This is a genomic window from Neorhizobium lilium (assembly GCF_004053875.1).
Lineage (GTDB): Bacteria > Pseudomonadota > Alphaproteobacteria > Rhizobiales > Rhizobiaceae > Neorhizobium > Neorhizobium lilii.
Window position 1 is genome coordinate 244,999 of record NZ_SBIP01000003.1, and the last position, 23,645, is coordinate 268,643.

Genomic DNA, 23,645 nt, shown 5'->3' on the forward strand with positions numbered 1-23,645 from the left:
TCCAATCTGTGAAGTGAAAGTTAGCGGTCAAAGGCCTTGGCGAAACCGACGCTGCGCTCGACGACGAGGACGATTGCAAGCGAAAGCGCGATCATCAGAACGGCGAGCACGGCCACCATCGGATCGGTGCGCTCGTCGACATAGCGGTAGAGGGCGACCGGCAAAGTCTGCAGCCGCGGTCCGACAATGAACAGCGACAGCACGATCTCGTCGAACGACAGGATGAGCGCGATGGCGCTGGAGGCGATCACCCCGGGTGTCAGCCGCGGCAGGGTGATCTGCATGAACACCTGCAATGGCCTCGCACCGAGCGTCATGGCCGCCTCGTCGACATCCGTGCCGAGATTGCTGAGCGTGGTCTGAAGGATGCGGATGCTGAAGGGCAGCGTCATCACCAGATGCGCCAGCACCAGGCCGGGATAGGTGGCAACCAGGCCGGCCGGCGTGAACACCATCAGGATGCCCAGACCGAGCATCATGGCGGGCAGGACCAGCGGCGCGATGACCAGGCTGCGGATCAGCGCGCGGCCCGGAAAATCCAGCCGCACCAGCGCATAGGCGGCCGGCAGGCCGAGGGCGAGGCTGAGCGCCGCGACGATCACCGCGATAATGGCGCTGTTGCGGAAACCCTGCATGAAGCTGGTATTGCCAAGCACCGTTCCGTACCATTTCAGGCTCCAGCCCGAGGGTGGAAAGGACAGGTAGCTGTCAGCGCTGAAGGAGATCACCAGGATGATCGCCATCGGCATGAACACGATGCAGAAGACCAGCGTGACATAGGCGCGCGAGATGAAGGAAAGGAACTTTGTCATGCCTTATGCCCTCCGGGTCAGCAGTCGAAGCGCTAGGCCGGTCAGCCCCATGGCGAGGACAAAAAACGCCAGCATGAGAAAGGACAGTGCGGCCGCCGTCGGCCAGTCGAGCGAGACCAGCGCAAGGTCGTAGACTTCGGTCGCCAGCAGGAATACCCGGCCTCCGCCCAGCAGGGATGGCGTGATGAAGGAGGAGACGCACAGCACGAAGCCGATCGTCAGCCCCGCAAGGATCGCCGGCAGGCTGAGTGGCAGGGTGACGTGCCAGAACACCTTCTGCGGCGGTGCTCCGAGCGACATGGCCGCATCGTCGAGCCGCCTGTCGAGCTTGCCGAGCCCGGCCGCGATGGTGAGGAACATGTAGGGCATTATGCTTTCCGACAGACCGATGATCACCCCCGAATAGTTGTTGACCATGCGCAGCGGTTCGCTGATCAGCCCGATGACCCGCAGAAGGTGGTTAACCGGGCCGGCGTCTCCGAGAGTGACGAGCCAGCCGAAAGATCGCACCACGGCCGAGATCAGCAGCGGCGATGCGGCGAGAACGGTCAGTGGCGTGCGCCACCGCGACGTCATCCGCGACAGTGCCAGCGCCATCGGATAGGCGAGCAGCAGTGCCACGACGGAACAGGTGATCGACAGCTGCAGGGTTCGGCGCAGCAGGTCCAGGTAATAGCTGTCCTGAAGGATGCCGAGATAGGTCTTCAGACTGATCGCCTTGGTGATGGCGCCGTAGTCCGAAATGTTCAGCGACATGCGGAACAGCCACAGGATCGGGCCGATGAAAGAGATCGTCAGCACGATCAGTACCGGAGCAAGAAGCAGCCAGGGTGTCATTCTCGTGCTGGTGCCGGGAACCGTGAAGCGGTTCATGCCGCAAAGATCCGCATATCGGTGGAACGCCAGCTGAGTGCTACCTCGGCGCCCGGTTGTGCCAGTTGTGCTTCGTCGCTGCCAGGCCGGAGTTCGGCCACCAGCTTCTGGCCGCCGGCCAGTTCCAGTTCGACCTCGATCACGCTCCCGACGAAGACGCTGCGGATGACGCGTGCCGTCAATCCACTGGCATCCGGCCTGGAAAGCTGGATGGCGTGTGGCCGAACCATTGCGGACATTTTTGCACCCTCGGCGGCACCCATTGGCAGTTCCCCGGCGCTTGGTGCAGGGAGTGCCTGACCTTCATGCTCAAGCCGCGGTGCACCCGCGCCAAGACTGAGCGTCGCCGAAACGCTGTTGGCGCGACCGATGAAACCGGCCACGAAGGGCGTTGCCGCCTTGTCGTAAACCTCGACCGGCGTTCCGATCTGCTCGAGCCGGCCGCCGTTCATCACCGCGATCCGGTCGCACATGGTCAACGCTTCCTGCTGGTCATGCGTCACGAACAAAGTCGTGATGCCGGTGCGGGACTGGATGTCGCGAATCTCGAAACGCATCTCATCGCGCAGGCGCGCATCTAGGTTCGAGAGGGGTTCGTCGAGCAAAAGGATTTCCGGCTCGATGACGATGGCGCGTGCAATGGCAACACGTTGCTGCTGTCCGCCCGATAGCTCGGCGGGACGACGGTTGCCGAAACCTTCAAGCCGCACGGCACGCAGGGCTTCGGCCACCCGTGCGGCGCTTTCGTCCTTGCCGACCTTGCGCAGCCGCAAGCCGAAGGCGACGTTCTGGGCCACCGTCATATGTGGGAACAGTGCATAGGACTGGAACACCAGGCCTAGATTGCGTTCCCACGGCGGACGCGAGACGATGTTCTCGCCGCCGATGATGATCTGCCCGGATGTCGGGGCGAGAAGCCCCGCAAACATCCGCAGCGTAGTGGATTTTCCGCAGCCGGACGGACCCAGCAGCCCGATGAATTCGCCCTCGGCGATATCGAAGGACAAGGAGTCGACGGCCGGGCGTTCACCGCCGTAGTCGAAGGTCAGCTTGTCGATCGTGATATGGGCGGGCGATGAGGCGAGAGTCATGGATCCGTCCTGCTGGTTCATTTGCCGGCCGAGATGATCTGGCGTTTCCAGATCTGGTTCCATTCATCCGACTTCGTGGCAGCCCAGCCCCAGTCGAGCGGCAGCGTCTTGTCGAGTTGGCCAGCAACGGTGAGGGCCATCGCCTTGTCGCTGACCTTGGCCTTGGAATTCACGGGTGCGTAGAACATTGCTTCCGTGAAAGCGGCCTGTGCCTCGGGCGATAGCGCATAGTCGATGAAGGCCTTGGCGGCGACCGGGTTCTTGGAGCCCTGCACGAGATTGATCGTGTTGATCTGCAGGATCGTGCCTTCCTTGGGAAGCATGACGCCAAGCTTGCCCTTGGATTCATCGGCATAATATTGGCCGCGGGCGTTCCAGCCGGTGCCCAGCACGTCGGTGCCGTTGATGACCAGCGTATAGGCGTCAGGCTTGGGATCGAATGTCTGCACGCCGGGTGCCATTTCAGCCAGTTTTGCGGCGGACTGCTTGACCGACTTGGTATAATCCTCGCCCAGCATGGCCGAGGTCATCACCATCAGGCCCGAACCGAGAATGGAAGGCATCGAAGTCACGGCCATCTTGCCGGCATAGGCCTTGTCCCAGAGCACTTCGAGCGAGGTTGGAGGTGTCGGAAACGCTTCGGTATTGTAGATCACCACGAGATTGTCGAAGGTGACCGCAGGGCCGTAACCTTCCTTGACGATCGCCTGCGGTACGAGATCGGCAAGGTTCGGAACGTCTGCGGCGGTCAGCGGTGCAAGAAGGCCTTCCTTGTCGCCGATCAGCGAGGTCGAAACGTCGAAGATCACCACGTCCGTCTGCGGGTCGCCGGCCTGTGAGCGCAGGTTGCCAAGCATGGCCGAGGAGGCGTTGGAGGCGAAGTAGTTCACCTTCACATTGGGATATTTTGCCAGAAAAGGCTTGATCACCGCATCGTTGTACTTGTCTTGAAAAATTCCGGAATAAGCGGTGAGTGTGATTTCGCCCGACACATCGGCGGATTGGGCCTGCGCGGTTGTGGAGAGCAGCGCGGCGAAGATGATGGCGGGAAGCAGTCGAGTAATCATCAACACATTCTCCTGTTAGGTGAAGCGGCCCGGTTGTCGAGGTGGCTGCCAGGATGGCAGCGGCACGATGAAGCGTGGATTGGCCGGAGCCTTCTTCACCCGGGCTGTCCGTCGCGTCGAAGGGTGTGGCGTTTCAAACGATCCACTGCCACGCGATGCAACGATCTGGGGCCGCCAATGTCCAATCGAATTTTCTTAACTTCGACATCAGAAAAATTTTGGCCAGTATCAGGCCATTTTTTAGTCGCTTCAGAGGACTAAGTGCCTGAAAAATGGTCATTTTCGAAAAAAATCCTCCGTACGCACGAGGCGAACGGAGGATTCCGTGTAAATTTCCAAAACGAAATCTATGAGGTTAGTAACCGCGCTTGGCGTCCGCGAGATCGGTGACGGTTCCAGTCTCCTGGAAGGTCCGGATGTTCTTCGCCACGATCTTGCTCCCGGTCGGCGCATCGATCAGCGAGGCGACATGCGGAGTGATAGTAATCTTAGGGTTGAGCCAGAACGGATGCGATGCCGGCAGGGGTTCGACATGGAAGACGTCGAGGGTCGCGCTGCTGATCTGTCCGGAATTCAGGGCCTCGACGAGATCGCTATCGACGAGATGCGGACCACGGGCCGCATTGACGATGCTGGCACCGCGTTTCAGACGGTTGAACGTATCGGCATTGAGTATCCCGCGTGTGCTCTCCGTCAAGGGCAGCAGGCAGACAAGGATCTCCGTGCCTTCCAGGAAAGCACCAAAACCCTCGGCGCCGGAATAGCATTGTATACCCGGCAGATCCTTGGCGGACCGTGACCAGCCGCGCACCTCGAAACCGATCTGTTTCAGGAGTTCCGCGGCCGCGGCGCCGAGATTGCCCAGTCCCATCACGCCGACGCGGCGCTGGGTGGCGGGCGGAACGACGATCTGTTCCCAAAGCTGGCGGGCCTGGTTCGCCTGGATGGCGGGCAGCTCGCGATGATGGCGCAAAACGTGAAGAGCCACGTATTCCTTCATCCGCTGCGTCAGGTCGGTGCCGACCGTGCGGATGATCGGCACGTGCAGCGGCAGTTGCTCGTCTGCCAGCACATGGTCGATGCCTGCACCCAGAGACACGATGGCCTTCAGGTTCCGGAATGGCTTCATGGCCCCCGTCGCCGGCCGCCAGAGCACGGAATAGGTCACCGCGTCGGGATCCGGCACCTTGTCGATCGGGTAGACGTTCCAGTCCGGCATCAGATCACGCAGCATCTGGCACCACCACTCGGTCTTGTCTGCGGCGGGCAGGGAAACGACAATGTTCATGGAGCTTCCTCATTGGCTCATGCATATGGTGTGGGTCCATTCACAGCAGTACGCAAGCGCAGGTCAAAGCAAAAATTCCTGTGTCTTTCATAGAAAATTTTTATGTGGATTTTTGATGCCTTTCCTCTAGGCTCCGATCATGAATTTCAAACAGCTGGAAGCCTTTTACTGGCTCACCCGTCTCAAGAGCTATCAGCGAGTTGCCGATCATATCGGTCTGACGCAACCGGCTGTCTCAGCGCGAATTTCCGGTTTGGAAGACAGTCTGGGCATTCCACTCGTCGACCGTGCCCAGCCAGACTTCACGCTGACGGAACAGGGTTATGAAGTCGCCGAATATGCCGAGACGTTTCTCAATCTCAGCGAGACGCTGACCAGCCGGCTCAAGTCGAAACAAAAAAGGCGTTATACGATCGGCGTAGTGTCGATGGTTACCCAGACCTGGGCGATCACCCTCAGACACAAGGTTGCAAACCTGCCTGATCCTCCGCTTGTCGATTTCTATTCCGGCGCCAATCTCGATTTGCGGCCGATGGTCAAATCCGGGGCGCTCGACATGGCTTTCGTCACGGGCGAAGCGGGACTTCCGCAGATCGAGGATAGTTTTTCCGTCCTCTACCACGTCGGTTGGGTGGCGCGTCCGGATGTCGTTGGTGAAATCACCCGGCCGCTGACGCCTGACGATCTGCGCGAGCTGCCGCTTGTTCTATACCCCCATACTTCACCTCTCTTTGGACCGGTGGCGGACCTGATAGAGGAAACCAAGCGGCGTCCCAATTCCCGTCACACCGGCAATTCGCTTGCCACTATCTGCGAGATGGTCAAGGCCGGTTACGGCGCCTCGGCCATGCCTCTGGTGTCGTTGGAGCCGGAAATCGCGACTGGAATGCTGGTCGAGATTCCGACGACGGTCCAACTGGCCCCACTCGATATCCGCTGCGTTCACCAGAACAGGGCGCGCAAGGCCCAGACCGAAGAAATATTCAAGCTTGCCCGGCAGGCCGCGGAAGAATGGGCGGCGGCCCATCCGCGTTATGTGAGCTTTCGCGCGACCTGAGTTTCTGGCCTTTCAATCGACCTCCGCCGCAGCATCGTCACCGACAATGATCAAGAATGCGGTATCGGCGGATGCCGCATTCCTGGCTGCAATCGATCAGGCCGCAAAGCGCTTCGAGACGTGATCGCGGATAAAGCCCGCACCGATCTGCACCAGACGTTCGGTCAGTGCTGCACCGGTTTCCGCCGAGCAATGGATCGGGTCGCCACCCCATACTCCATGGGGCGCGCTTTCCATTGCTTCGATCGGCGCTTGCAGGCGGGCTCCGGCATATTTCAAAGCTGCGAAACCGGCGACGTCGACACCCATGGCCTTCTGGCCCTTGGGTGGTGCCTTTGCCAGATCCATGCGCAGAATTTCCGGGTAATAGTGCAGGCCGACGGAAGTCAGCGGATCGCCGCCATGGCCGGAAGACTTGGCGGCAGCTTCGGGTCCGAGGATGTCCTTCAGCAGCTCATAGCTGATCTGCCACAGATACATCGAGGCCACGAACATGCCATTGGTCTGGCGCCATTTCAGCGAGACTTCATTGATGGCGCCGACATTGCCGCCATGGCCGTTGATCACCAGAACCTTGGTCAGCCCATGACGGGCAAGGCATGCGAACATGTCGTCCAACACGGCGACGAAAGTCGACTGGCTGAGTGCGATACCACCATGCGAAGAGCCGAAATAGTCGGCGCCGCCAAACGGGATGACCGGTGCGATGAAGGTCGGTACACCTTCGGCGCGGGCGGCACGGGCTATATCGAGCGCCACGGCTTCGGCGGCCAGGTAATCGCCCATCGGCGCGTGGGTGCCCTGGTCCTCCAGCGAGCCCATTGGCAGGAGGATGACAGCGTCTTCGTTGAGGAACTGGCGGGCCTCTTCGCTGGTCAGTTCGGCGATCTTGATCTTTTCAGTCAGCATGTTGATTTCCTTACAGGATGTCGGTTCTAAGGCAGGCCGACTGATGCTGATCGCCAACCGTTTGCAGCGGCGGGACGGTTTCGGCACAGGCGGGTTGGGCATAGGGACAGCGGCTGCGGAAAATGCAGCCGGAGGGCAGTGCGAGCGGCGAGGGGATGTCGCCGGTCAGCCGGATACGGCGGCTTTCGCGGCGCAGGCTCGGCTCGGCCGAAACCAGCGCTGCCGTATAGGGATGTTTGGGCGAAAAATGCACCTTGTCGGCGGGGCCGACCTCCATCACCCGGCCAAGATAGAGCACCATCACCCGATTGGAAATGTAGCGCACGACCGAAAGGTCATGGCTGATGAACAGCAGCGAGACGCCCGTCTTGGCGCGCAGGTCGGCGAGCAGGTTCAGGACCTGCGCCTGGATGGAGACGTCCAGCGCCGACACCGCCTCGTCGCAGACGATGAAGCTCGGTTCGACGGCAAGCGCGCGGGCAATGCCGATGCGTTGCCGCTGTCCGCCGGAAAACTCGTGGGGCCGCCGGTCGAGGAAGCTCGGATCGAGCCCGACCAGCTTGATGAGTTCAATCAGGCGCGGCTGGCGGGCGGCACCCTTGTGCAGGTCATGGGCATCCAGCGCTTCCGAAAGCACCGCGCGGATGGTCTTGCGAGGGTCAAGGCTTGCATAGGGGTCCTGGAAGATGATCTGCATTTCCTTGCGCAGGCTGCGCATCCGCACGGGCGAGATGGTATTCAGATCCTGCCCGTCGAAGCGCATCACGTCGCTCTGGGAGTCGATCAGGCGCAGGATGGCGCGGCCGATCGTGCTTTTTCCCGAGCCGCTTTCGCCGACGAGCCCAAGCACTTCGCCCGGCGCCACGCTGAAGCTGACATCGTGCAGCACTTTCAAAGAGCGCTTGGAGAAAAGGCCGCTTCGTCCGATTGAATAACTCTTCTTGAGATTGCGGACGTCGAGAAGGGGTGCGGCTGTCATGCGGCCTCCGTCTGGTGGTTCATCAGGCCGGCCGGCGCTTCCGGCGCCCGCAGGCAGCGGACGGCGCGCTCGCCATCGGCGCTCGGATAGAGTGCCGGCCGGATTTCGGCGCAGGCCGGCAGTGCGATCGGACAGCGATCACGGAACGTGCAGCCGGAGGGTCGGGCGGAAGGCAGGGGTGGCGTGCCGGAAATCGCTGGAAGCCGGTCGCCTCCGGTGGAGTGCAATTCTTCATGCGAAGAGGGCATGCTTTCGATCAGCGCACGCGTGTAAGGGTGGTGCGGATCGCGCAGGATCTGGTCGGCTGGACCTTCCTCGACGATCTGGCCCGAATACATCACCGCGACTCGGTCCGCGATATCGGCGACGACGCCGAGATTGTGGCTGATGAACAGCAGGCTGAGGCCGCTTCCCTGGTCCTGCCGCAGGCTTTGCAGCAGTTCGATGATCTCTGCCTGAATGGTGACGTCGAGCGCCGTCGTCGGCTCGTCGGCGATCAGCAAACGCGGCTCGCAGGTAAGCGCCATGCCGATCATGACGCGCTGGCGCATGCCGCCCGACATCTGGTCCGGGTAGCTGTCGATCCGCTGTTCGGCATCGTTCATACCGACGCGTTTCAAGAGCTGGATGGCATGGGCGCGCGCGTCGGCCTTCGACATCGGCCTGTGCGCGAGGATGGCCTCGATCATCTGGTCGCTGATCTTGTGGATCGGATTGAGCGATGTCATTGGCTCCTGGAAGATCATGGCAATATCATTGCCGCGAATATCCTCCAGCGTCCGGGCATCCAGAAAGCCCAGGTCGACAACCTCACCGGATTTGCGACGCAGTTGCAGCGTGCCGGAAGCCTGCCGGATGGCGCCGGGAAGCAGCCCCATCAGCGCCAATGACGACAGCGATTTGCCTGAGCCGCTTTCGCCGACCAATGCCGTGCACTGGTTGGCGCGCAGGGTCAGCGAGACGTCTTCGACAACGGCTGCGGGCGTTCCGAAACGCGCGGTCTCAAGCCGTAGGTTACTGATCACGGCAACCACGTTCGGGTCGCGGATGGCTGGTGCATCGGCCAGCGCCAGCGGCTTGGAAACCTCATCCATGCTGCTGCTGGAAGCCCCCTTCGGGTCCAGCGTGTCGCGCAGGCGGTCGCAGAAGAAGTTGATCGCATAGATGGTCAGAACCAGTGCGGCGCAAGGGATCATGATGCCGAGAGGATCCTGGTTCATGAACTGGCGCGCACCGCGGATCATCTGTCCCCAGGAGGGTGCGGGCGGCACCACGCCGAGGCCGAGGAAAGACAGGCCGCTTTCGATGGTGATGGCTGCCGCCGCCGTCAGAGAATATTGCACAGACAGGGGGCCGGCGATGTTTGGCAGGATGGTTCCGAGCACGATGCGGTGCGACGGCGTGCCAAGCGCACGCGATGCCTCGACGAAATCGAGGGAAGTGACGCGCAGCGCTTCGGAAAAGGTGATGCGCGCAAAGGTCGGGAAATAGAGGACCGACAGCACCGCGACCAGAGTGCCCGCACCCGGTCCGAACAGGGTGACGACCAGCAAGGCGAGCAGAATGGGCGGAAAACAGAGGACGATGTCGGACAGTCGGCTTGTGACAAATTCCGACGGGCCGCGAAAATAGGCGCCGATCAGGCCGAAAAACGTGCCGATGATACAGGCGATGGTGGTCGCCGCGAAGGCGACCGTCAACGAGACCTGCCCGCCGTAGAGCACCCGCGCCAACCGGTCGCGACCAAATTCGTCACGACCTAGCCAGTGGGCCAGGTCGGGTGCTGCCAGACGATAACGGACGGCGATCTTGACCGGGTCTTCTGCAGTGATCAGTGGGGCGACGAACGGAATGATGATCAATGCAGCCAGAAGCAGGCTCGGCACGATCATGCGTTTGGGGAAACTGCGGACTGACATCATTGCAGGCGGATCCTCGGATCTAGCAGCGAGGACAGGATATCGATCACCAGATTGATACCGATGAAGATGGCCGCGACGGTCAGGATGACGGCGCGAACGGTCGGGTAATCACGCTGTTCGACTGCCGAGACCAGCAGGCCGCTGAGGCCTGGCCAGTTGTAGACGAATTCGACGAGGACGGTGGATCCGAGAAGGATGCCCAGTTGCAGGCCGACCACGGTAATGATCGGGCCGAGCGCATTGTAGAGGATGTGACGGCGGACCACGTTTTTGCGACGAAGGCCCTTGGCGACGGCCGTGCGCACCCAGTCGTGACCACGCATTTCCAGAACGCTGGCGCGCGTCATGCGAAACACGATCGTTGCCAGGTGCAGGCCAACAGTGAGCGACGGCAGGATCAGCATCTGCAAATGCTGGGCAGGATTTGTCGCCAGTGCGACATACCCGCCGGCCGGCAGCCAGCCCAGGACCTGCGCGAAGAAGTAGATGAACAGCGTTCCGAGAACGAAGCCCGGCACGGAGGTCAGCAGCGCATTGATGGCGGACGTTGCGATGTCGAATTTCCCGCCCGCTCGCAATCCAGCGGCTGTTCCCGCCGGTATTGCCAGCAACAGCGCCAGGATCGTGCCGGCGACGATGATTTCCAGCGTTCGCGGCAGGCGCAGGGCGATGACCGAGGAAATAGAGCCGTTGTCGACGATCGAGGTGCCGAAATCCAGCCGTGCGGTGTTGTAAAGGAAGCTGACATACTGGACCAGAACAGGCTGGTCGAGACCCATGTTGGAACGCAGGTTGGCAATGGCTTCAGGCGAGGCCGAGCCACCGCCTGTCGATAGCAGCAGCTCGGCAGGGTCTCCCGGTATGATGATCAGAAGCGAAAAGATGATAGTGCCGATAACCAGCAGCATGGCAGCGGCGGCTGCCATGCGACGAGAGATGAAGGCCAGCATGCAGCGCTCCTTATGCGAATTTCGTCTCGTCGAGCGCGTAGGCGGATGAACCGCTGAGGAAGCCGGGCAGCTGCTCGAATCCTTCGACCGACTGCTTCATCGCGTAGGCTTGGATGCGCCAGTTGAGGGGAACCTGCGGCACTTCCTCGTAATAGGCGACGGCCAGTTGCTGATAGATCGCCTTGCGCTTGGCCTGGTCCACTTCGTTGCGACCCTGCTCCAGAAGTCCGTCGATTCGGGCGCTTTTGAAGCCGAAGGATTGCAGGTAGGATGGATTGCCGGAATAGAGCAGCGACCAGAGTGCGTCAGGGTCGTTGTAATTGCCCGAGGTGCCATGGACGGCAAGATCGTACTTGCCATCCTTGCCGGCGTTGACGCGCGTTCCCCAATCAGGAAGATCCAATGTCGCATTGATGCCAATGGCGCCGAGATAGGCCTGCACCACGGATGCCGTGTCCTGGTGCATGCCGTAGGTCGCCGTGGCCAGCAGGCGGCATTCGAAGCCGTTGGCATAACCGGCCTCAGCGAGCAATGCCTTGGCTTTCTCGACGTCATATTTCCATTCATGCGCCGGGTCAGCGAGGTCGAACTGCGAGCCTCCCGGGTTTGGAAATCCATAAAGCGGCTTGCCACGTCCGGCAAAGGCGGCATCGACGACGTCCTGCCGTTCGATCGCATAACCAACCGCCTGGCGAACCTTGGGATTGGCAAAGGGGCCGGTGGTGACGTTGAACAGCAGGAACATAAATGGTCCCAGCGTGGTCTTCATCTTCAGTGTCTTGGAGGCTTCGACGGTGTCGAACTGGGTCCAGGGAAGATATTCGATCAGATCGACATCGCCTGCTTCGAGCGCCGCATAGCGCAGGTTTTCGTCGGCATAGGCGATGAAGCGGATCCCGTCGACCTTCGGTTGATCCGCCATGTAGAAGTCCTTGAAGCGGGCGACTTCGATATAGACGTTCTTTTCACTGCCCTTCAGCGTGAAAGGCCCGGCGCCGATGATGGCGCTATCGGTACTCTTCTTTGAAATCACGGGGCAGCAATAGCTGGCCAACAGGTCGAGGAAAACGGCGCACGGTGCCTTCAATTTGATCTGTACGGTCTTGTCGTCCACAACCTCAACAGCCGCAATGATCTTCATGTCGCTCTTGAGGTAGGCCGTCGAGCTGTCCTTGGTGATCTCGTTCAGCGAATAAGCCACGTCGGCGGCCGTGACCGGGCTGCCGTCATGGAAAACGGCGTTCTGACGCAATTTGAAGACAGCGGTGGTCGGATCGTTCCATGTGACGCTTTCGGCGAGTTCCGTGACCAGCTTGCCGCCCGCGTCGTAACCCATCAATCCGCGATACAGCATCAGCTTGACGGTATTGGCAGCACCGCCGGTGTTGTCGAACGGCTTGAGAGTGGGTGGGAAGGTGGAAAGGCCGAATTTGAGGATGGAGGCGGGCGTCTGCGCCAGCGCGCCCTGCGGCAAGGTGAGTGCGACGACGCCTGCGCCGAGGCTGATCAGTACACTGCGTCTGGTGGGGTTCAGGCAATCGGAAGGTGTCACAGCTACCTCGGAATGTTGGAGGGAAAGTGCGTCTTCGGTCTGTTCCCGCAGTCCAGCGTCCCGGCCGTCCGCTGTCCAATCGAAAATATTTTGATGGAATATAGATTTCTTTGCCGGCCAATGGAGTAATAGGGTTTGCCGTATAATTCATCGATTGATTTATATGCACAAATCCTAGTCATCATAGGTGGAGCGACAAGCTAAAACGATGGCAAGCTTTTGGCTGGCAAACAAATTTTTTTGAAATGGCGGCTGAGCGGGCCGAAAAACGGCCCCCATTTTGTCATCATGACGGCGCGTCGACCGGAATAGATCATCCAGTTAACGTGGCAAACGGAGCGCCGCGTTCAACGATACGGCCACAACGGGCTCAAGATCGTCTGGAGTGAACTTGGTCAGGAGACGATTGCGCCAGACAGGCAACAATTCTTGCTCGAAATGGAACGCCGAATGGCCCTAGTGCTGTCGGCCATCTTCGCCTCTTGCATGCAACGCTCGGCGAAACTCTTGGCTTCCTTAGGCGAGGCTTCTCGCGCTGCTTCTCGAGCCCGGGCAAGCGAGATGTCCGGGGCTCAGAGAGCAGATATTCACCATTGAGTTCAATGGGTTATACGAAAAAAGTACCGTCACGAGCCTCATTGAGCCTGACGGTACTTTCAAAATGCGACTAAGCAATATGCCGAGGTCCGTCAGACGGACCGCCAGCGCTAAACTCTACCCACCGATAGCTGCTGATCGCTATCGACATGGTTTATTTGTTTTCAGTAGCTTACGTCGTACCGCAGCGTAAATTCGGCGGGGTTCGGATGGGCCTGAATCATTCCCACTCGATCGTGCCGGGTGGTTTGCTCGTCACGTCGTAGACGACACGGTTGATGCCGCGGACCTCGTTGATGATACGGGTTGCCGTGCGGCCTAGGAAGTTCATGTCGTAAGGGTAGAAGTCCGCCGTCATGCCGTCCACGGAGGTGACGGCGCGCAGTGCGCAAACGAAATCATAGGTGCGGTAGTCGCCCATGACGCCGACGGTCTGCACCGGCAGCAGCACGGCGAAAGCCTGCCAGATCGTGTCGTAGAGGCCGGCCTTGCGGATCTCCTCCAGGTAAATCGTATCCGCCTTGCGCAGGATGTCGAGCTTCTCGCGCGTCACGGCGCCGGGGCAGCGGATGGCAAGGCCGGGGCCCGGGAAGGGGTGGCGGCCGATGAAGCTTTCCGGCAGGCCGAGTTCACGGCCGAGTGCCCGTACCTCGTCCTTGAAGAGTTCGCGCAGCGGCTCGACGAGCTTCATGTTCATGCGCTCGGGCAGCCCGCCGACATTGTGGTGGCTCTTGATGGTAACCGAGGGGCCGCCAGAGAAGGAGACGCTTTCGATGACATCAGGGTAAAGCGTGCCTTGCGCCAGGAATTTCGGCGCTCCCTTGCCGTCCTCGGCGATCCGTGCGGCTTCCGTCTCGAACACCTCGATGAACAGGCGGCCGATCGTCTTGCGCTTGATCTCCGGGTCGGAAACGCCGGCAAGCTCGGTCAGGAACAGGTCGGAGGCGTCTACATGCACGAGCGGAATGTTGTAGGCGTCACGGAACATGCCGACCACCTGCTCGCTCTCGCCCTGCCGCATCAGACCATGATCGACATAGATGCAGGTCAGCTGGTCGCCGATGGCTTCGTGGATCAACACGGCCGCAACGGAAGAATCGACACCGCCGGAAAGCCCGCAGATCACCCGCTCCGAGCCCACCTGTTCCTTGATCTTGCGGATCATCTCGGCGCGATAGGCCTCCATGTTCCAGTCCGACTTCAGGCCGACGATCTTGTGCACGAAGTTGGAAAGCAGTTTTGCCCCATCGGGGGTATGCACCACTTCCGGGTGGAACATCGTCGTGTAGTAGTGGCGGCTCTCGTCGGCAGCGATCGCAAACGGCGCGTTTTCCGACGTGGCGATCACTTCGAAGCCTTCGGGCAGTTGCGTCACCCGGTCGCCATGGCTCATCCAGACGGGATAGCGGCCGCCCACCTCCCAGAAGCCATCGAACAGCGGGCTTGCCTTCTTCACTTCGAGATCGGCGCGTCCGAATTCCGCCGCATGCCCGCCTTCCACCACGCCGCCGAGCTGCGTGCAGAGCGTCTGCTGGCCATAGCAGATGCCAAGGATCGGAACGCCCGATTCCATCACGGCCTGGGGCGCGCGGGGACTGCCGTCGGCTGTTACCGAAGCGGGGCCGCCGGAAAAGATCACGCCCTTGGGCTGCAGCTTCGTAAAGGCCGCCGCAGCATTCTGGAAGGGATGGATTTCGCAGTAGACGCCGGCTTCGCGAATGCGGCGCGCAATCAGCTGCGTCACCTGGCTGCCGAAATCGATGATGAGAATGCTGTCGGGATGAGCTATCTGGGTCATGACGAGCCTTTAAAGAAAGCCGGCCTTTTGTGCAACTGCGTCAGAAGGCGATTTCACCGGATTCCAGCGCCCCGGCCAGCGTCTCGATCGCCTGCGCCAGCTTCACGTCGATGACATGCAGATATTCCGTCCAGTCGCCCACATGCTGGAGCTCTTGCCCGCCATCGGAAATGCCGCGCAGCCCGATCAGCGGCAGGCCGAAAAGCTGGCAGCAGCGCAGCACCGCGAAGGTTTCCATGTCCACCATATCGGCCGCGACGAATTCGTAGGCGGAGCCGGAGACGATATTGCCGCCGGTGGAAAGCGAGGCTTCCGGAAGGCCGGGGATGCGGTGCGGCAGCTCGATAATGGCGGGATGGTCGAGAAAGGGCGTGCGGCCCTTCTCGAAGCCGAGCGGCGAGGCGTCCATATCGCGATAGGCGACGGAGGAAACCTGATAAACGGCAGCCTGTTCCAGAACGCGGGAGCCGGCCGAGCCGAGCGAGACGACGAGATCCGGCCGCGCTCCCTCCATCTGCAGCTTGGTCAGCGTATGGCTCAGCACCACCGCGGCCTCCACGGGGCCGACGCCGGTCATCAGCGGCACGATGCTGGCGCGCAGCGCCGAGCCGTATTCCGCATCCACGGCCATCACGAACAGAACGGCCTTGCCGCCAAGACGCTTGAGTTCGAAATTCATCCGACCACGTCCTGCCGTCCGCGAATGATCATCATCGTGCTCGTCATCGAGGCGATCAGCTTGGCCGGTCCGTCGCCGATCGCGTAGCCGCGGCCGTCCGCCACGATGATGGTGGAGCCGGGCTTGGTGATCTCGCCGCGAAACAGAAAGCGTTCCCCGCGGCCGGGCGACATCAGGTTCACCTTGAACTCGATGGTCAGCACCGATTCCTCCGGTGCGATCGTCGTATAGGCGGCGTAGGTGCAGGTGGTTTCCAGCGCAGCGGAGATGACGCCGGCATGCAGGAAGCCATGCTGCTGGGTGAGCTTGGGGTCGAAGGGCATCTCGATCTCGACCATGGCCTGCTCGACCTGCGCGAGTTCCGCCCCCAGCATCTCCATGGCGCCCTGGCGCGTGAAGCTCTGGCGGATTCGCCCGCGAAAATCCCCTGTATCTGTCATGTCCATGCCGTTTCCTTTCGCCGCTCCGAAACTGGCATGCCGAGGGCAATGCCGCAAGCGCCGGAGCCGTCCCTAGTTCAGGACGACGATGGAGGTGTTGAGTAGCGTGGCGAAGGCGACCCACAATGCGTAGGGCACGAATAGCCAGGCGGCAATGCGGTCGAAGGGCCAGCTTGCACGGATGAAGGCGAGGATGGCGATCAGCAGAGGCACGATGACGACAAGGCCGAGCGCCGGCTTTTCGAAACCGAAGAAAGCCGGCGACCAGAGGAAGTTCAGCACCATCTGCACGAACCAGATCGTCATCCGCGCAGAGGTCCGGGCGGTGATCCAGGTGCGGGCGCCGGCCATGCCGATCAGCACATAGAGCGCCGTCCAGACCGGGCCGAAGATCCAGTTCGGCGGGTTGAAGGGCGGCTTCTGTAGCGACTGATACCACTCGCCGGGGATGTTGAAGATGCCGATCAGCGAGCCGAGGGCGACGACGCCGACGATGAAGACCAGATGAGTGAGGATACGACGGTTCATGGCGAAACCAGATAGGGCAGGGGTGGAGGATTGCCCAGATCAGCCGATACGGACGATGTGCTGATCCCAGGCAACAGGGCTGCGGGTTTGGTTGAAGCGTCCGTCATAGGAGGAAACGGCGATGCCATGGGCGGCCGGAGCGACGCCCGCCGCCTCGTGCACCGTGTCCTCCTTGAGCATCTGCCCGGTCCTGGCATCGAGCGTCACGGCGGCGCCTGTGACGGGGGAGGTGAGGCCGACAATGCCTTCGCGGCGGTTGACGGCAATTGCACCCACATAATTGCCGAGCCGGACGGTCGTTTCCTCTGGCAGGGAAGCAAATGCAATATCCTCACCCTTGGAAAGCCATCCGGCAAGCGGCGGCAGCACATTGCGGGCGCCTTCCCACTGGCAGGCGAACCAGATGCGCCCACCATCGGCAATGTCGAGATGGCGGGTGGAAAGCGGGCTGAGTGAGGGAGGCAGGCTGTGCCTCTGGACGAGCGCGCCGGTTCTGGCGTCGAGCAGCACCAGCGACGGCTCCATGCGGTCGAGGTTGAGCTTGGTGCGGCCGAAGTCCGGATGGGTCTCGATTCCGCCATTGGCGATCACCAGCAGGCTGCCGTCTTCGGACACGGTCATGTCATGGGTGCCGATGCCGTGGGCGTCGAACTCTCCGATGCGGCGGAACCGGTCGCGGGCGTCGTAGATGCCGATCATGCCGCGATTGCCGTCGAAATCATTCTCGCTGGCATAAAGCAGCCCGCCATCCGGCGAAAAATGCCCGTGGCCGTAGAAGTGCCGGCCTTCCGGCGAGGTGATGACGACAGGTTCTGCCTGCCGCGACGGATCGAAGATCATGGCGAACGTGCCGGGCCGGCGGGCAAAGGCGACGGCACGGCCCGTTGCCGGGCTCCAGGCCATGCCATGGGCGCGGGCGGGAAGGGATATGCGATCGACGATCTCGCCGCGCTCCGTCACGGTCGCAATGCCAAAGGAACCGTCAGGCGCGCGAAAGCCGGAGGCATAGACCGCGTCGGCCCGCTCCAGCGCCATCAAGGCGCCGGGAGAGAGCGCGGCTGCAAAGCCGATGCCCGCCGCCTTCAGGAAGCCGCGTCGGTCGATCGTGTCTCCGCGCCACATGGCCGCTGCCTCAGTCGCCGTCCGCGAAGGAGAAGCCGGAGCTGAGCCCGATCGCGCCGCCATAGCCGTCGTTCAGCTTGCCGATCACGTCCTTCGTGCCTGCAAGCATGGTATCGAGCTTCTTCTGTTCCGCCTTGTCCGCCACGGCCTTCTCCAGATCCGGAGTGATGGTGCCGGTCAGCGCGATCAGGGACTGAAGCTGTTTCTGCGTCTGGACGACGACCGGGCGATCCTTGTCCGCAAGCAGTTCCGCCATGTTCGAGGTCTCCAGCAGCGCTGACAGGCCCTCGAGATTGCCCTTGATGCTGGCCCAGGTGTTTTCGGAACGCCAGAACAGCGCCTGCTTGGGGAATTTCACCTTGTCGGAGCCCTTGTAGAAGGTCTCGATCCTCTGATCTCGGACCGCCTCGGTGCCATGCACGAGAATGCCGAGCAGCGCCGTGATCGCTTCGCCGCCAGTCCGGAAAGCCGGATTGTCCGGTCCCGGCTGCTCCCATGTCTTGGCGATGCCGTCCGGCGCATCCCAGATCTCCGAGACCTGCCTGGCCACATTGCCGATATTGCCGGCAATCGCCGCGCCATAGCGGCAGCGGAAGCTCTGGGGCGTCTTCAGGAGCTCTTCTGCGCCGTTTCCGGCAAGCACGTATTCGAGCGCGCCGAGCCCCTGCATGGCAACGCTCTTGGTGCCGAGCGCCACCGGGTCGGTGACGCTTTCGTCTCCTTTGGTCAGAGCCGCCTGGACCTGTTTCAAGCCTGTGCTCTTGCGGTCCGGGTAAAAAAGGATGCGCTCGAAGCGGTTCTGCTCGATGACGGGACCGACCCGCACGATCTCGATCCGCGCCCAGCTCACTCCTACGTCGCGGAACGCGGATCTGGCCGCCTCGTAGCTTGTCTTGGAGGGCGCTTCGCAGAGGGTCTTCATGGCGCCCGTCATGGTTTCGGCGGACTTTTGGAAGGCGTCATAGCCCGGGCGGATGAAGCCGTTGACGGCAGCGGTCATGACCTTCGTCACCTCGGCTTCCGGCAGCTTCACGGAAGGCGCGGCGTCCGCCTCCTGCGCCTGCGCGGACGAGGATGTGACCAAGGAAACGGCCAAGGAAACGGTAAGCGGCAGGACTGCCAGCATGCCGGCTGCGATCAGCTTTCGCATCAGAGTGACTCCAGGAATTTGAGGACGGCGGCCCGATCGTCTTTTGGTAGCGCAGCGAAAGCATCACGTGCCTTTTGTGCCTCTCCACCATGCCAGAGGATCGCCTCGGTCAGGTTGCGGGCGCGCCCGTCATGCAGGAAGAAGGTATGCCCGTTGACGGTCTGCGTCAGACCGGCGCCCCACAGCGGTTGCGTGCGCCATTCGTTGCCGTCGGCCACGCCCACCTGCTGCCCGTCGGCGAGACCATCGCCCATGTCATGCAGCAGGAAATCGGAATAGGGCCAGATCAGTTGGAAGGCCTGCGCTGGATTGCCGGCGTCGCGGCGGGTTACGAATTTGGGCGTATGACAGGCCGTGCAGCCGGACTGATAGAAGAGTTCCTTGCCCTTCAGCACGGTCTTGTCGGAAATATTGCGCCGGGCAGGTACGGCCAGGTTTTCTGAATAGAAGGTCACCAGCCCGAGAACCGGATCTGGTGCCTCCACGGGTCCGAGGCGTGCCTGCACACCGGTCGGCATGGCAAGGCAGTCGGTCTCCGCCTTCGTGCAATCGCCATGGTCGAAAGGGTTGTCCGGCGTGGAAATGCCCATGTCGCCTGCAAAGGCCAAGGAGCTTTGGTCGCGGACGCTGGCATTCTGCGCCTTGAAGCCGAAGCGGCCGATTTTCAGCTCGCCGGTCTTGTGGTCGCGCACCAGCGCCGGCTTGCCGGAAATACCATCGCCATCCTTGTCGTCGGGGTCAGCCTTGGCCAGGATGTCGGAGTCGTGGATGGCCTGAATAAGGCCCATGCCGATCATCGGCGGCGATACGCGAGGCGATATCGTCACGTCGCCTTCCAGCGGCCCATAGCCCAGGTCGGAAACGGAATAGCTTGGCTTGCGCAAATGCACGACTTCGCCGCCGGCAAGCGTCACCGGGGTCTCCTGATAGGAGATCTGCATGCGCCCCTCGGCCTTCAGGCCAGGGACTGCGAGATCCTGCAACTGCTCGCCATAGACCGCGTCGGGAAAATTCAGCTTCTCGTAGTCGGCTATCTGCTTGCGTTCGGCTTCGGTGCGTGCCGGGCGGCCCAGCCGCAGGAAGATGGAGGTTGCGTCCGCCGATCCTTCCGGAGGGTGGCCACGACCGTCTTTCAGGTGACAGCTTTGACAGGCGCGCGCATTGAACAGGGGTCCGAGCCCATCCGATGCCTGCGTGGAGGAGGGTGCCGAAACCCAGAGCTTGGTGAAGAGCGCATTGCCGAGCTTGAAGGTTTCTTCCTCGGCAAAGGTGATGTTGGCCGAAAAGTGGGAGAAGGCGTCGCCGTTGACATCGGCGCGACTGGTCGCAGCGCCGCCGGCCATGGTTTCGAACTGCTCCGCCTTGCCGAAATCCGTCGTCGGCCGGGTAACCGTCGCCACGCGCTTCTGGTCTTTGGCGTCGAGGTCCGTGCGCATCGTTGGAAACAGGGGATCGCCGCCGCTGGCGATCAGCGGCGCAAGCACCAGCGCGCCGGACAAGACCGGCAAAAGCATCAGGAAAGAGCGGTGCGTTCTCATGGGGTCACCGGGCCGCCGGCAATTTCATCCTGCCTGCGGCCCGCCTTCGATTTGCTTATTTGAAAACGGCGTCAGGGTTGTCGAGGCTGTCGGAGCCTTCGAGCTTGACCGCGCCGAGATCGAGCGAGGTGATGACGCGCTCGATCGTCTTCGACTGGTCGATCAGCCCGTCGATCGCCTTCTGCACCACGGCATTGCCTTCCGCGTTGCCGTCGCCGATCATCTGGTCATAGGCTTCGACCTTCTGGGCGCGATCGGCCATGGCGTTCATGGCGAGGAGCGTCGTATCGAGCTTGCCCTTCATCTCCGTGTCGAGTGCCGGATCTTTGGCGACAACCAGTTCGGAAAGCGAAGGACCGGTCAGCTTCGTGCCATCGACCCGCGTGTACTCGCCCGTATAGGCGGACTTGATGCCGATCGCGTCGTTGAGATGCGAGGCATAGGTATTGTCGGAGAAGCAATCATGCTCTTCTTCCGGATCGTGCAGCAGCAGGCCGAGCTTCATGCGTTCGCCGGCCAGTTCCCCATAGGAAAGCGAGCCCATGCCGGTGAGAATGGCGGTCAGGCCCTTCTTGCCATCGGCTTCCACATGCTGAGAGGCCTTGCCGTTCGGCGCCCAGGCCTTGACCATGTCCTTCAGGTCGGAAACCAGAAGGTCCGTCGCCGTCTTCAGATAGGCGGCGCGGCGGTCGCAATTGCCATGCGTGCAATTGGCCTTGTCATAGTCGGTGTAAGGCCGTTCTCCGGCGCCCGGTCCGGTGCCATGCAAATCCTGGCCCCAGAGCAGGAATTCGATAGCGTGGTAGCCGGTCGCGACATTCGCCTCGATCTCGCCGGCCTCGTTGAGGCTGCGCAGCACTTTCGGCGTGATCTTGGTCGTATCGAGCGTCTTGCCGCTGATCTTGATCTTCGGATTGGCAATGACATTGGCCGTGTAAAGCGAGTTCTCGTCGCTTTCGGTGCCGTAGGAGGCATCGACATAGTCGATCAGGCCTTCGTCGAGCGGCCAGGCGTTCACCTTGCCTTCCCAATCGTCCACGATGGGATTGCCGAACCGGTAGACTTCCGTCTGCTGGTAGGGAACGCGTGCCGCGATCCAGGCGGCTCGGGCCGCTTTCAGCGTCTCGTCGCTGGGCTTGGCAAGCAAGGCATCGATGGCCTTGTCCAGCGCTTGCGCGGTCCTCAGCGCATCTTCATATTTCGCATGGGCCAGTTCCGCGTAATGCTTCAGCACAGCTGCCGATGTGGTGGCGGCTTGCGCCGGCGTGACCACCAGAACCGCCGAAGCGGCCCAAAGCGCCAGCACGGCGCTCGAAATCGATTTCCCGATCATCATCCCTCTCCTATCGCGACGGCTTGACGCCGATCGTTGGAGACGGTCATTGCGCAAATATAAACTGGTGTCAAATTATCTAGTTTAGAATGATTTCAAAGTGCTGGGACGGTCTTGGCCTTCGTCAAATGAGTTCAAACCTGGCGTTGCATGCGGCAGAAGAAAAAGCCGTCCGTGTCAGTGCTGGCAGGGGTCAAAGTTACGGTTCCGGCCTCGCTGATCCGCGGCTGAGCCACGGTCTTGCCGAACAACGTCTCCCAGCGGCCGGCCACCGAAGCGACCGAGAATTCCGGATGCTCGGCACAGAAACGCTGTGCCTGCCGGTCGTTTTCTTCCGGCAGGATGGAGCAGGTGACATAAACCAGCGTACCGCCCGGCTTCACGAAGGCTGCCGCTTCGCCAAGCGCCTCCTGCTGCTGGGCCAGGCGCTCATCGAGGTTCTTCTGCGTCAGCCGCCATTTCGTGTCGGGCCGGCGCCGCCATGTGCCAGTGCCTGTGCAGGGGGCATCCACAAGCACAACATCGAGCTTGCTTCTCATCGGTTCGAGTTGCCGCGCATCGTCATGCACCTGCACATTGCGGGTGCCGGCGCGGCGCAGGCGTTCGATAATGGGCGCGAGCCGCTTGCGGTCGGCGTCGAACGCGTGGATCTGACCCTTGTTGTGCATGGCTGCCGCCATGGCCAGCGTCTTGCCGCCGCCGCCGGCGCAATAGTCCAGCACCTGATCCTGTTCGCCGGGATCGACCAGGTCTGCAACGATCTGCGAACCTTCGTCCTGCACTTCGAACCAGCCTTTCTGGAACGAAATCTCGGCAGTGACGTTTGGAAGTCTGGAAGCGCCTTCGCCCGCTGCAATCCGGATGCCATTGCGGGCAAGGCTGGAAGCTTTCGCTCCCGCGCGCTCAAGCGCCCTGACAACTTTTTCCCGGTTGGCTTTCAGGGTATTGGCGCGAAGGTCGAGCGTCGGGCGCGTGGAAAGCGCCTTGGCTTCGGCAAGCCAGTCCTCGCCGAAATTGGCTTCGAAGGACGGCTGTAGCCATTCCGGGATGTCGCCCTGCACGTGCAGCGCTGCGTCTGAAATGTCGCGGTGGGAAAGAGCGGCCAGCTGCGTCTCTGTAAGAGGAGGCGGCGCAAAACGGTCGTCTGCGAAATCCGCCGAGAGCGTTTCGGGGGAAAATCCCCATTGGCGGATCAAGACGGCGTAAGCCAGAGCAGTTGGGCTCTCGTCGTCCATGACCCAGGCATGGCTGAGGCGCATGCGAAGCGCGTCGTAAACGATGTTGCCGATCGCGGCGCGGTCGCCGGATCCGGCAAAACGGTGAGCGAGCCCCCAATCCTTCAGGGCATCGGCAACCGGGCGCTTCCTGGCATCGATATCCGCCAGTACGTCGATCGCTCCGGCTATACGTCCGCCCAGTCGCATCTTGTTCTCCGTCCCGGTTGAACCCGCATGAGCGGGTCGTAACCGCGATCGAGCGTTAGGGCAAGAGGCAGACGGCGCGCGTCAGCCGTCGATATTTTTCAAGCCCTTGCCGGCGACCTTCTGGCTTCCTGCATCGACCACCTGAAAACAGACCTGGGCGGTGCCGCTGGAAACCATGCCGATATTCTGGGCGGCAGCCTTGGAAACATCGATCACACGGCCGCGGATGAACGGCCCCCGGTCGTTGATCCGGACCACGACGCTTCGGCCGTTGCGTTTGTTGGTAACGAGCACCTTGGTGCCGAAAGGCAGGCTGCGGTGAGCGGCCGTCAGGTTGGATGGGTTCATCCGCTCTCCGGATGCCGTCTTGGAGCCGGCAGCATACCAGGAGGCATGTCCGCAGCCGGCAGCCTGTGCCTGGGTGGATGCGATAAGCGCGAAAACAGCAAGTGAGGCCGCGGCGAAAGTCGAGCGTCGAATTGTTGGCAAGTCGGTTCGTCCCCGTTCGTTTTGTCCCTGCACCGTGGTGCGAGGCG

At 61.5% G+C, this 23,645-nt stretch carries 21 protein-coding genes; 1 reads left to right on the forward strand and 20 read right to left on the reverse strand.

Going from position 1 to position 23,645, the window contains the following annotated elements:
* Positions 1–20 precede the first annotated feature (20 nt).
* The 5 genes from EPK99_RS13775 to EPK99_RS13795 all read right to left on the reverse strand — a co-directional run bounded on the left by EPK99_RS13775 (position 21) and on the right by EPK99_RS13795 (position 5,131).
* The gene (locus EPK99_RS13775; protein WP_128443658.1) at positions 21–812 is read right to left on the reverse strand and encodes an ABC transporter permease; all 792 of its coding nucleotides are present in this window, start codon (positions 810–812) and stop codon (positions 21–23) included.
* Positions 813–815: 3 nt separating this feature from the next.
* Positions 816–1,685 (reverse strand): ABC transporter permease, encoded by an 870-nt coding sequence (locus EPK99_RS13780; protein WP_128443659.1) that lies wholly within the window; start codon positions 1,683–1,685, stop codon positions 816–818.
* Positions 1,682–2,776: an ABC transporter ATP-binding protein gene (locus tag EPK99_RS13785; protein ID WP_128443660.1), complete on the reverse strand. Its 1,095-nt coding sequence runs from the start codon at positions 2,774–2,776 to the stop codon at positions 1,682–1,684. The genes EPK99_RS13780 and EPK99_RS13785 overlap by 4 nt, the downstream gene beginning before the upstream one ends.
* A gap of 17 nt (positions 2,777–2,793) precedes the next feature.
* Positions 2,794–3,843, reverse strand: a complete 1,050-nt coding sequence (locus tag EPK99_RS13790; protein ID WP_128443661.1) for an ABC transporter substrate-binding protein — start codon at positions 3,841–3,843, stop codon at positions 2,794–2,796.
* A gap of 355 nt (positions 3,844–4,198) precedes the next feature.
* A complete protein-coding gene (locus EPK99_RS13795) occupies positions 4,199–5,131 on the reverse strand; it encodes a 2-hydroxyacid dehydrogenase (protein ID WP_128443662.1) in 933 nt (310 codons plus the stop codon).
* 139 nt (positions 5,132–5,270) lie between these two features.
* On the opposite strand from EPK99_RS13795, the gene EPK99_RS13800 reads away from it, so the two are divergent.
* A complete protein-coding gene (locus tag EPK99_RS13800; RefSeq protein ID WP_128443663.1) occupies positions 5,271–6,188 on the forward strand; it encodes a LysR family transcriptional regulator in 918 nt (305 codons plus the stop codon).
* Positions 6,189–6,284: 96 nt separating this feature from the next.
* Here EPK99_RS13800 and EPK99_RS13805 read toward each other — a convergent pair whose 3' ends face one another.
* From EPK99_RS13805 to EPK99_RS13880, 15 genes are all read right to left on the reverse strand, one after another.
* Positions 6,285–7,097 (reverse strand): creatininase family protein, encoded by an 813-nt coding sequence (locus EPK99_RS13805; RefSeq protein ID WP_128443664.1) that lies wholly within the window; start codon positions 7,095–7,097, stop codon positions 6,285–6,287.
* A 10-nt stretch (positions 7,098–7,107) separates the two neighbouring features.
* The gene (locus EPK99_RS13810) at positions 7,108–8,076 is read right to left on the reverse strand and encodes an ABC transporter ATP-binding protein (protein WP_128443665.1); all 969 of its coding nucleotides are present in this window, start codon (positions 8,074–8,076) and stop codon (positions 7,108–7,110) included.
* Entirely contained in the window at positions 8,073–9,998 is a 1,926-nt protein-coding gene (locus EPK99_RS13815; protein WP_128443666.1) for a dipeptide/oligopeptide/nickel ABC transporter permease/ATP-binding protein, read from the reverse strand. Before EPK99_RS13815 ends, EPK99_RS13810 begins: the two co-directional genes overlap by 4 nt.
* A complete protein-coding gene (locus EPK99_RS13820; protein ID WP_128443667.1) occupies positions 9,995–10,948 on the reverse strand; it encodes an ABC transporter permease in 954 nt (317 codons plus the stop codon). The genes EPK99_RS13815 and EPK99_RS13820 overlap by 4 nt, the downstream gene beginning before the upstream one ends.
* A 10-nt stretch (positions 10,949–10,958) precedes the next feature.
* Positions 10,959–12,500 (reverse strand): ABC transporter substrate-binding protein, encoded by a 1,542-nt coding sequence (locus tag EPK99_RS13825; protein ID WP_128443668.1) that lies wholly within the window; start codon positions 12,498–12,500, stop codon positions 10,959–10,961.
* 817 nt (positions 12,501–13,317) lie between these two features.
* A complete protein-coding gene (gene guaA, locus EPK99_RS13835; protein WP_128443669.1) occupies positions 13,318–14,895 on the reverse strand; it encodes a glutamine-hydrolyzing GMP synthase in 1,578 nt (525 codons plus the stop codon).
* Between the two features lie 40 nt (positions 14,896–14,935).
* On the reverse strand, positions 14,936–15,574 hold the full coding sequence (locus EPK99_RS13840) for a 5'-methylthioadenosine/S-adenosylhomocysteine nucleosidase (protein ID WP_128443670.1): 639 nt from the start codon (positions 15,572–15,574) through the stop codon (positions 14,936–14,938).
* Positions 15,571–16,020, reverse strand: a complete 450-nt coding sequence (locus EPK99_RS13845) for a PaaI family thioesterase (RefSeq protein ID WP_128443671.1) — start codon at positions 16,018–16,020, stop codon at positions 15,571–15,573. Before EPK99_RS13845 ends, EPK99_RS13840 begins: the two co-directional genes overlap by 4 nt.
* 66 nt (positions 16,021–16,086) lie before the next feature.
* Positions 16,087–16,542 carry a TspO/MBR family protein gene (locus EPK99_RS13850; protein WP_128443672.1) on the reverse strand — a complete coding sequence of 152 codons (456 nt, stop codon included), beginning with the start codon at positions 16,540–16,542 and terminating at the stop codon, positions 16,087–16,089.
* 39 nt (positions 16,543–16,581) lie between these two features.
* A complete protein-coding gene (locus tag EPK99_RS13855; RefSeq protein WP_128443673.1) occupies positions 16,582–17,664 on the reverse strand; it encodes a DUF1513 domain-containing protein in 1,083 nt (360 codons plus the stop codon).
* 10 nt (positions 17,665–17,674) lie between these two features.
* Positions 17,675–18,790, reverse strand: coding sequence for an imelysin family protein (locus EPK99_RS13860; RefSeq protein ID WP_425374209.1), 1,116 nt, complete (start codon positions 18,788–18,790; stop codon positions 17,675–17,677).
* Between the two features lie 23 nt (positions 18,791–18,813).
* Positions 18,814–20,352, reverse strand: a complete 1,539-nt coding sequence (locus EPK99_RS13865; RefSeq protein ID WP_128443675.1) for a di-heme oxidoreductase family protein — start codon at positions 20,350–20,352, stop codon at positions 18,814–18,816.
* A gap of 55 nt (positions 20,353–20,407) precedes the next feature.
* Complete coding sequence (locus tag EPK99_RS13870) at positions 20,408–21,685, reverse strand: imelysin family protein (RefSeq protein ID WP_128443676.1); 1,278 nt, start codon at positions 21,683–21,685, stop codon at positions 20,408–20,410.
* A 134-nt stretch (positions 21,686–21,819) separates the two neighbouring features.
* A complete protein-coding gene (locus tag EPK99_RS13875) occupies positions 21,820–23,109 on the reverse strand; it encodes an RsmB/NOP family class I SAM-dependent RNA methyltransferase (RefSeq protein WP_128443677.1) in 1,290 nt (429 codons plus the stop codon).
* Positions 23,110–23,190: 81 nt separating this feature from the next.
* Complete coding sequence (locus tag EPK99_RS13880; RefSeq protein ID WP_128443678.1) at positions 23,191–23,598, reverse strand: septal ring lytic transglycosylase RlpA family protein; 408 nt, start codon at positions 23,596–23,598, stop codon at positions 23,191–23,193.
* Positions 23,599–23,645 lie beyond the last annotated feature (47 nt).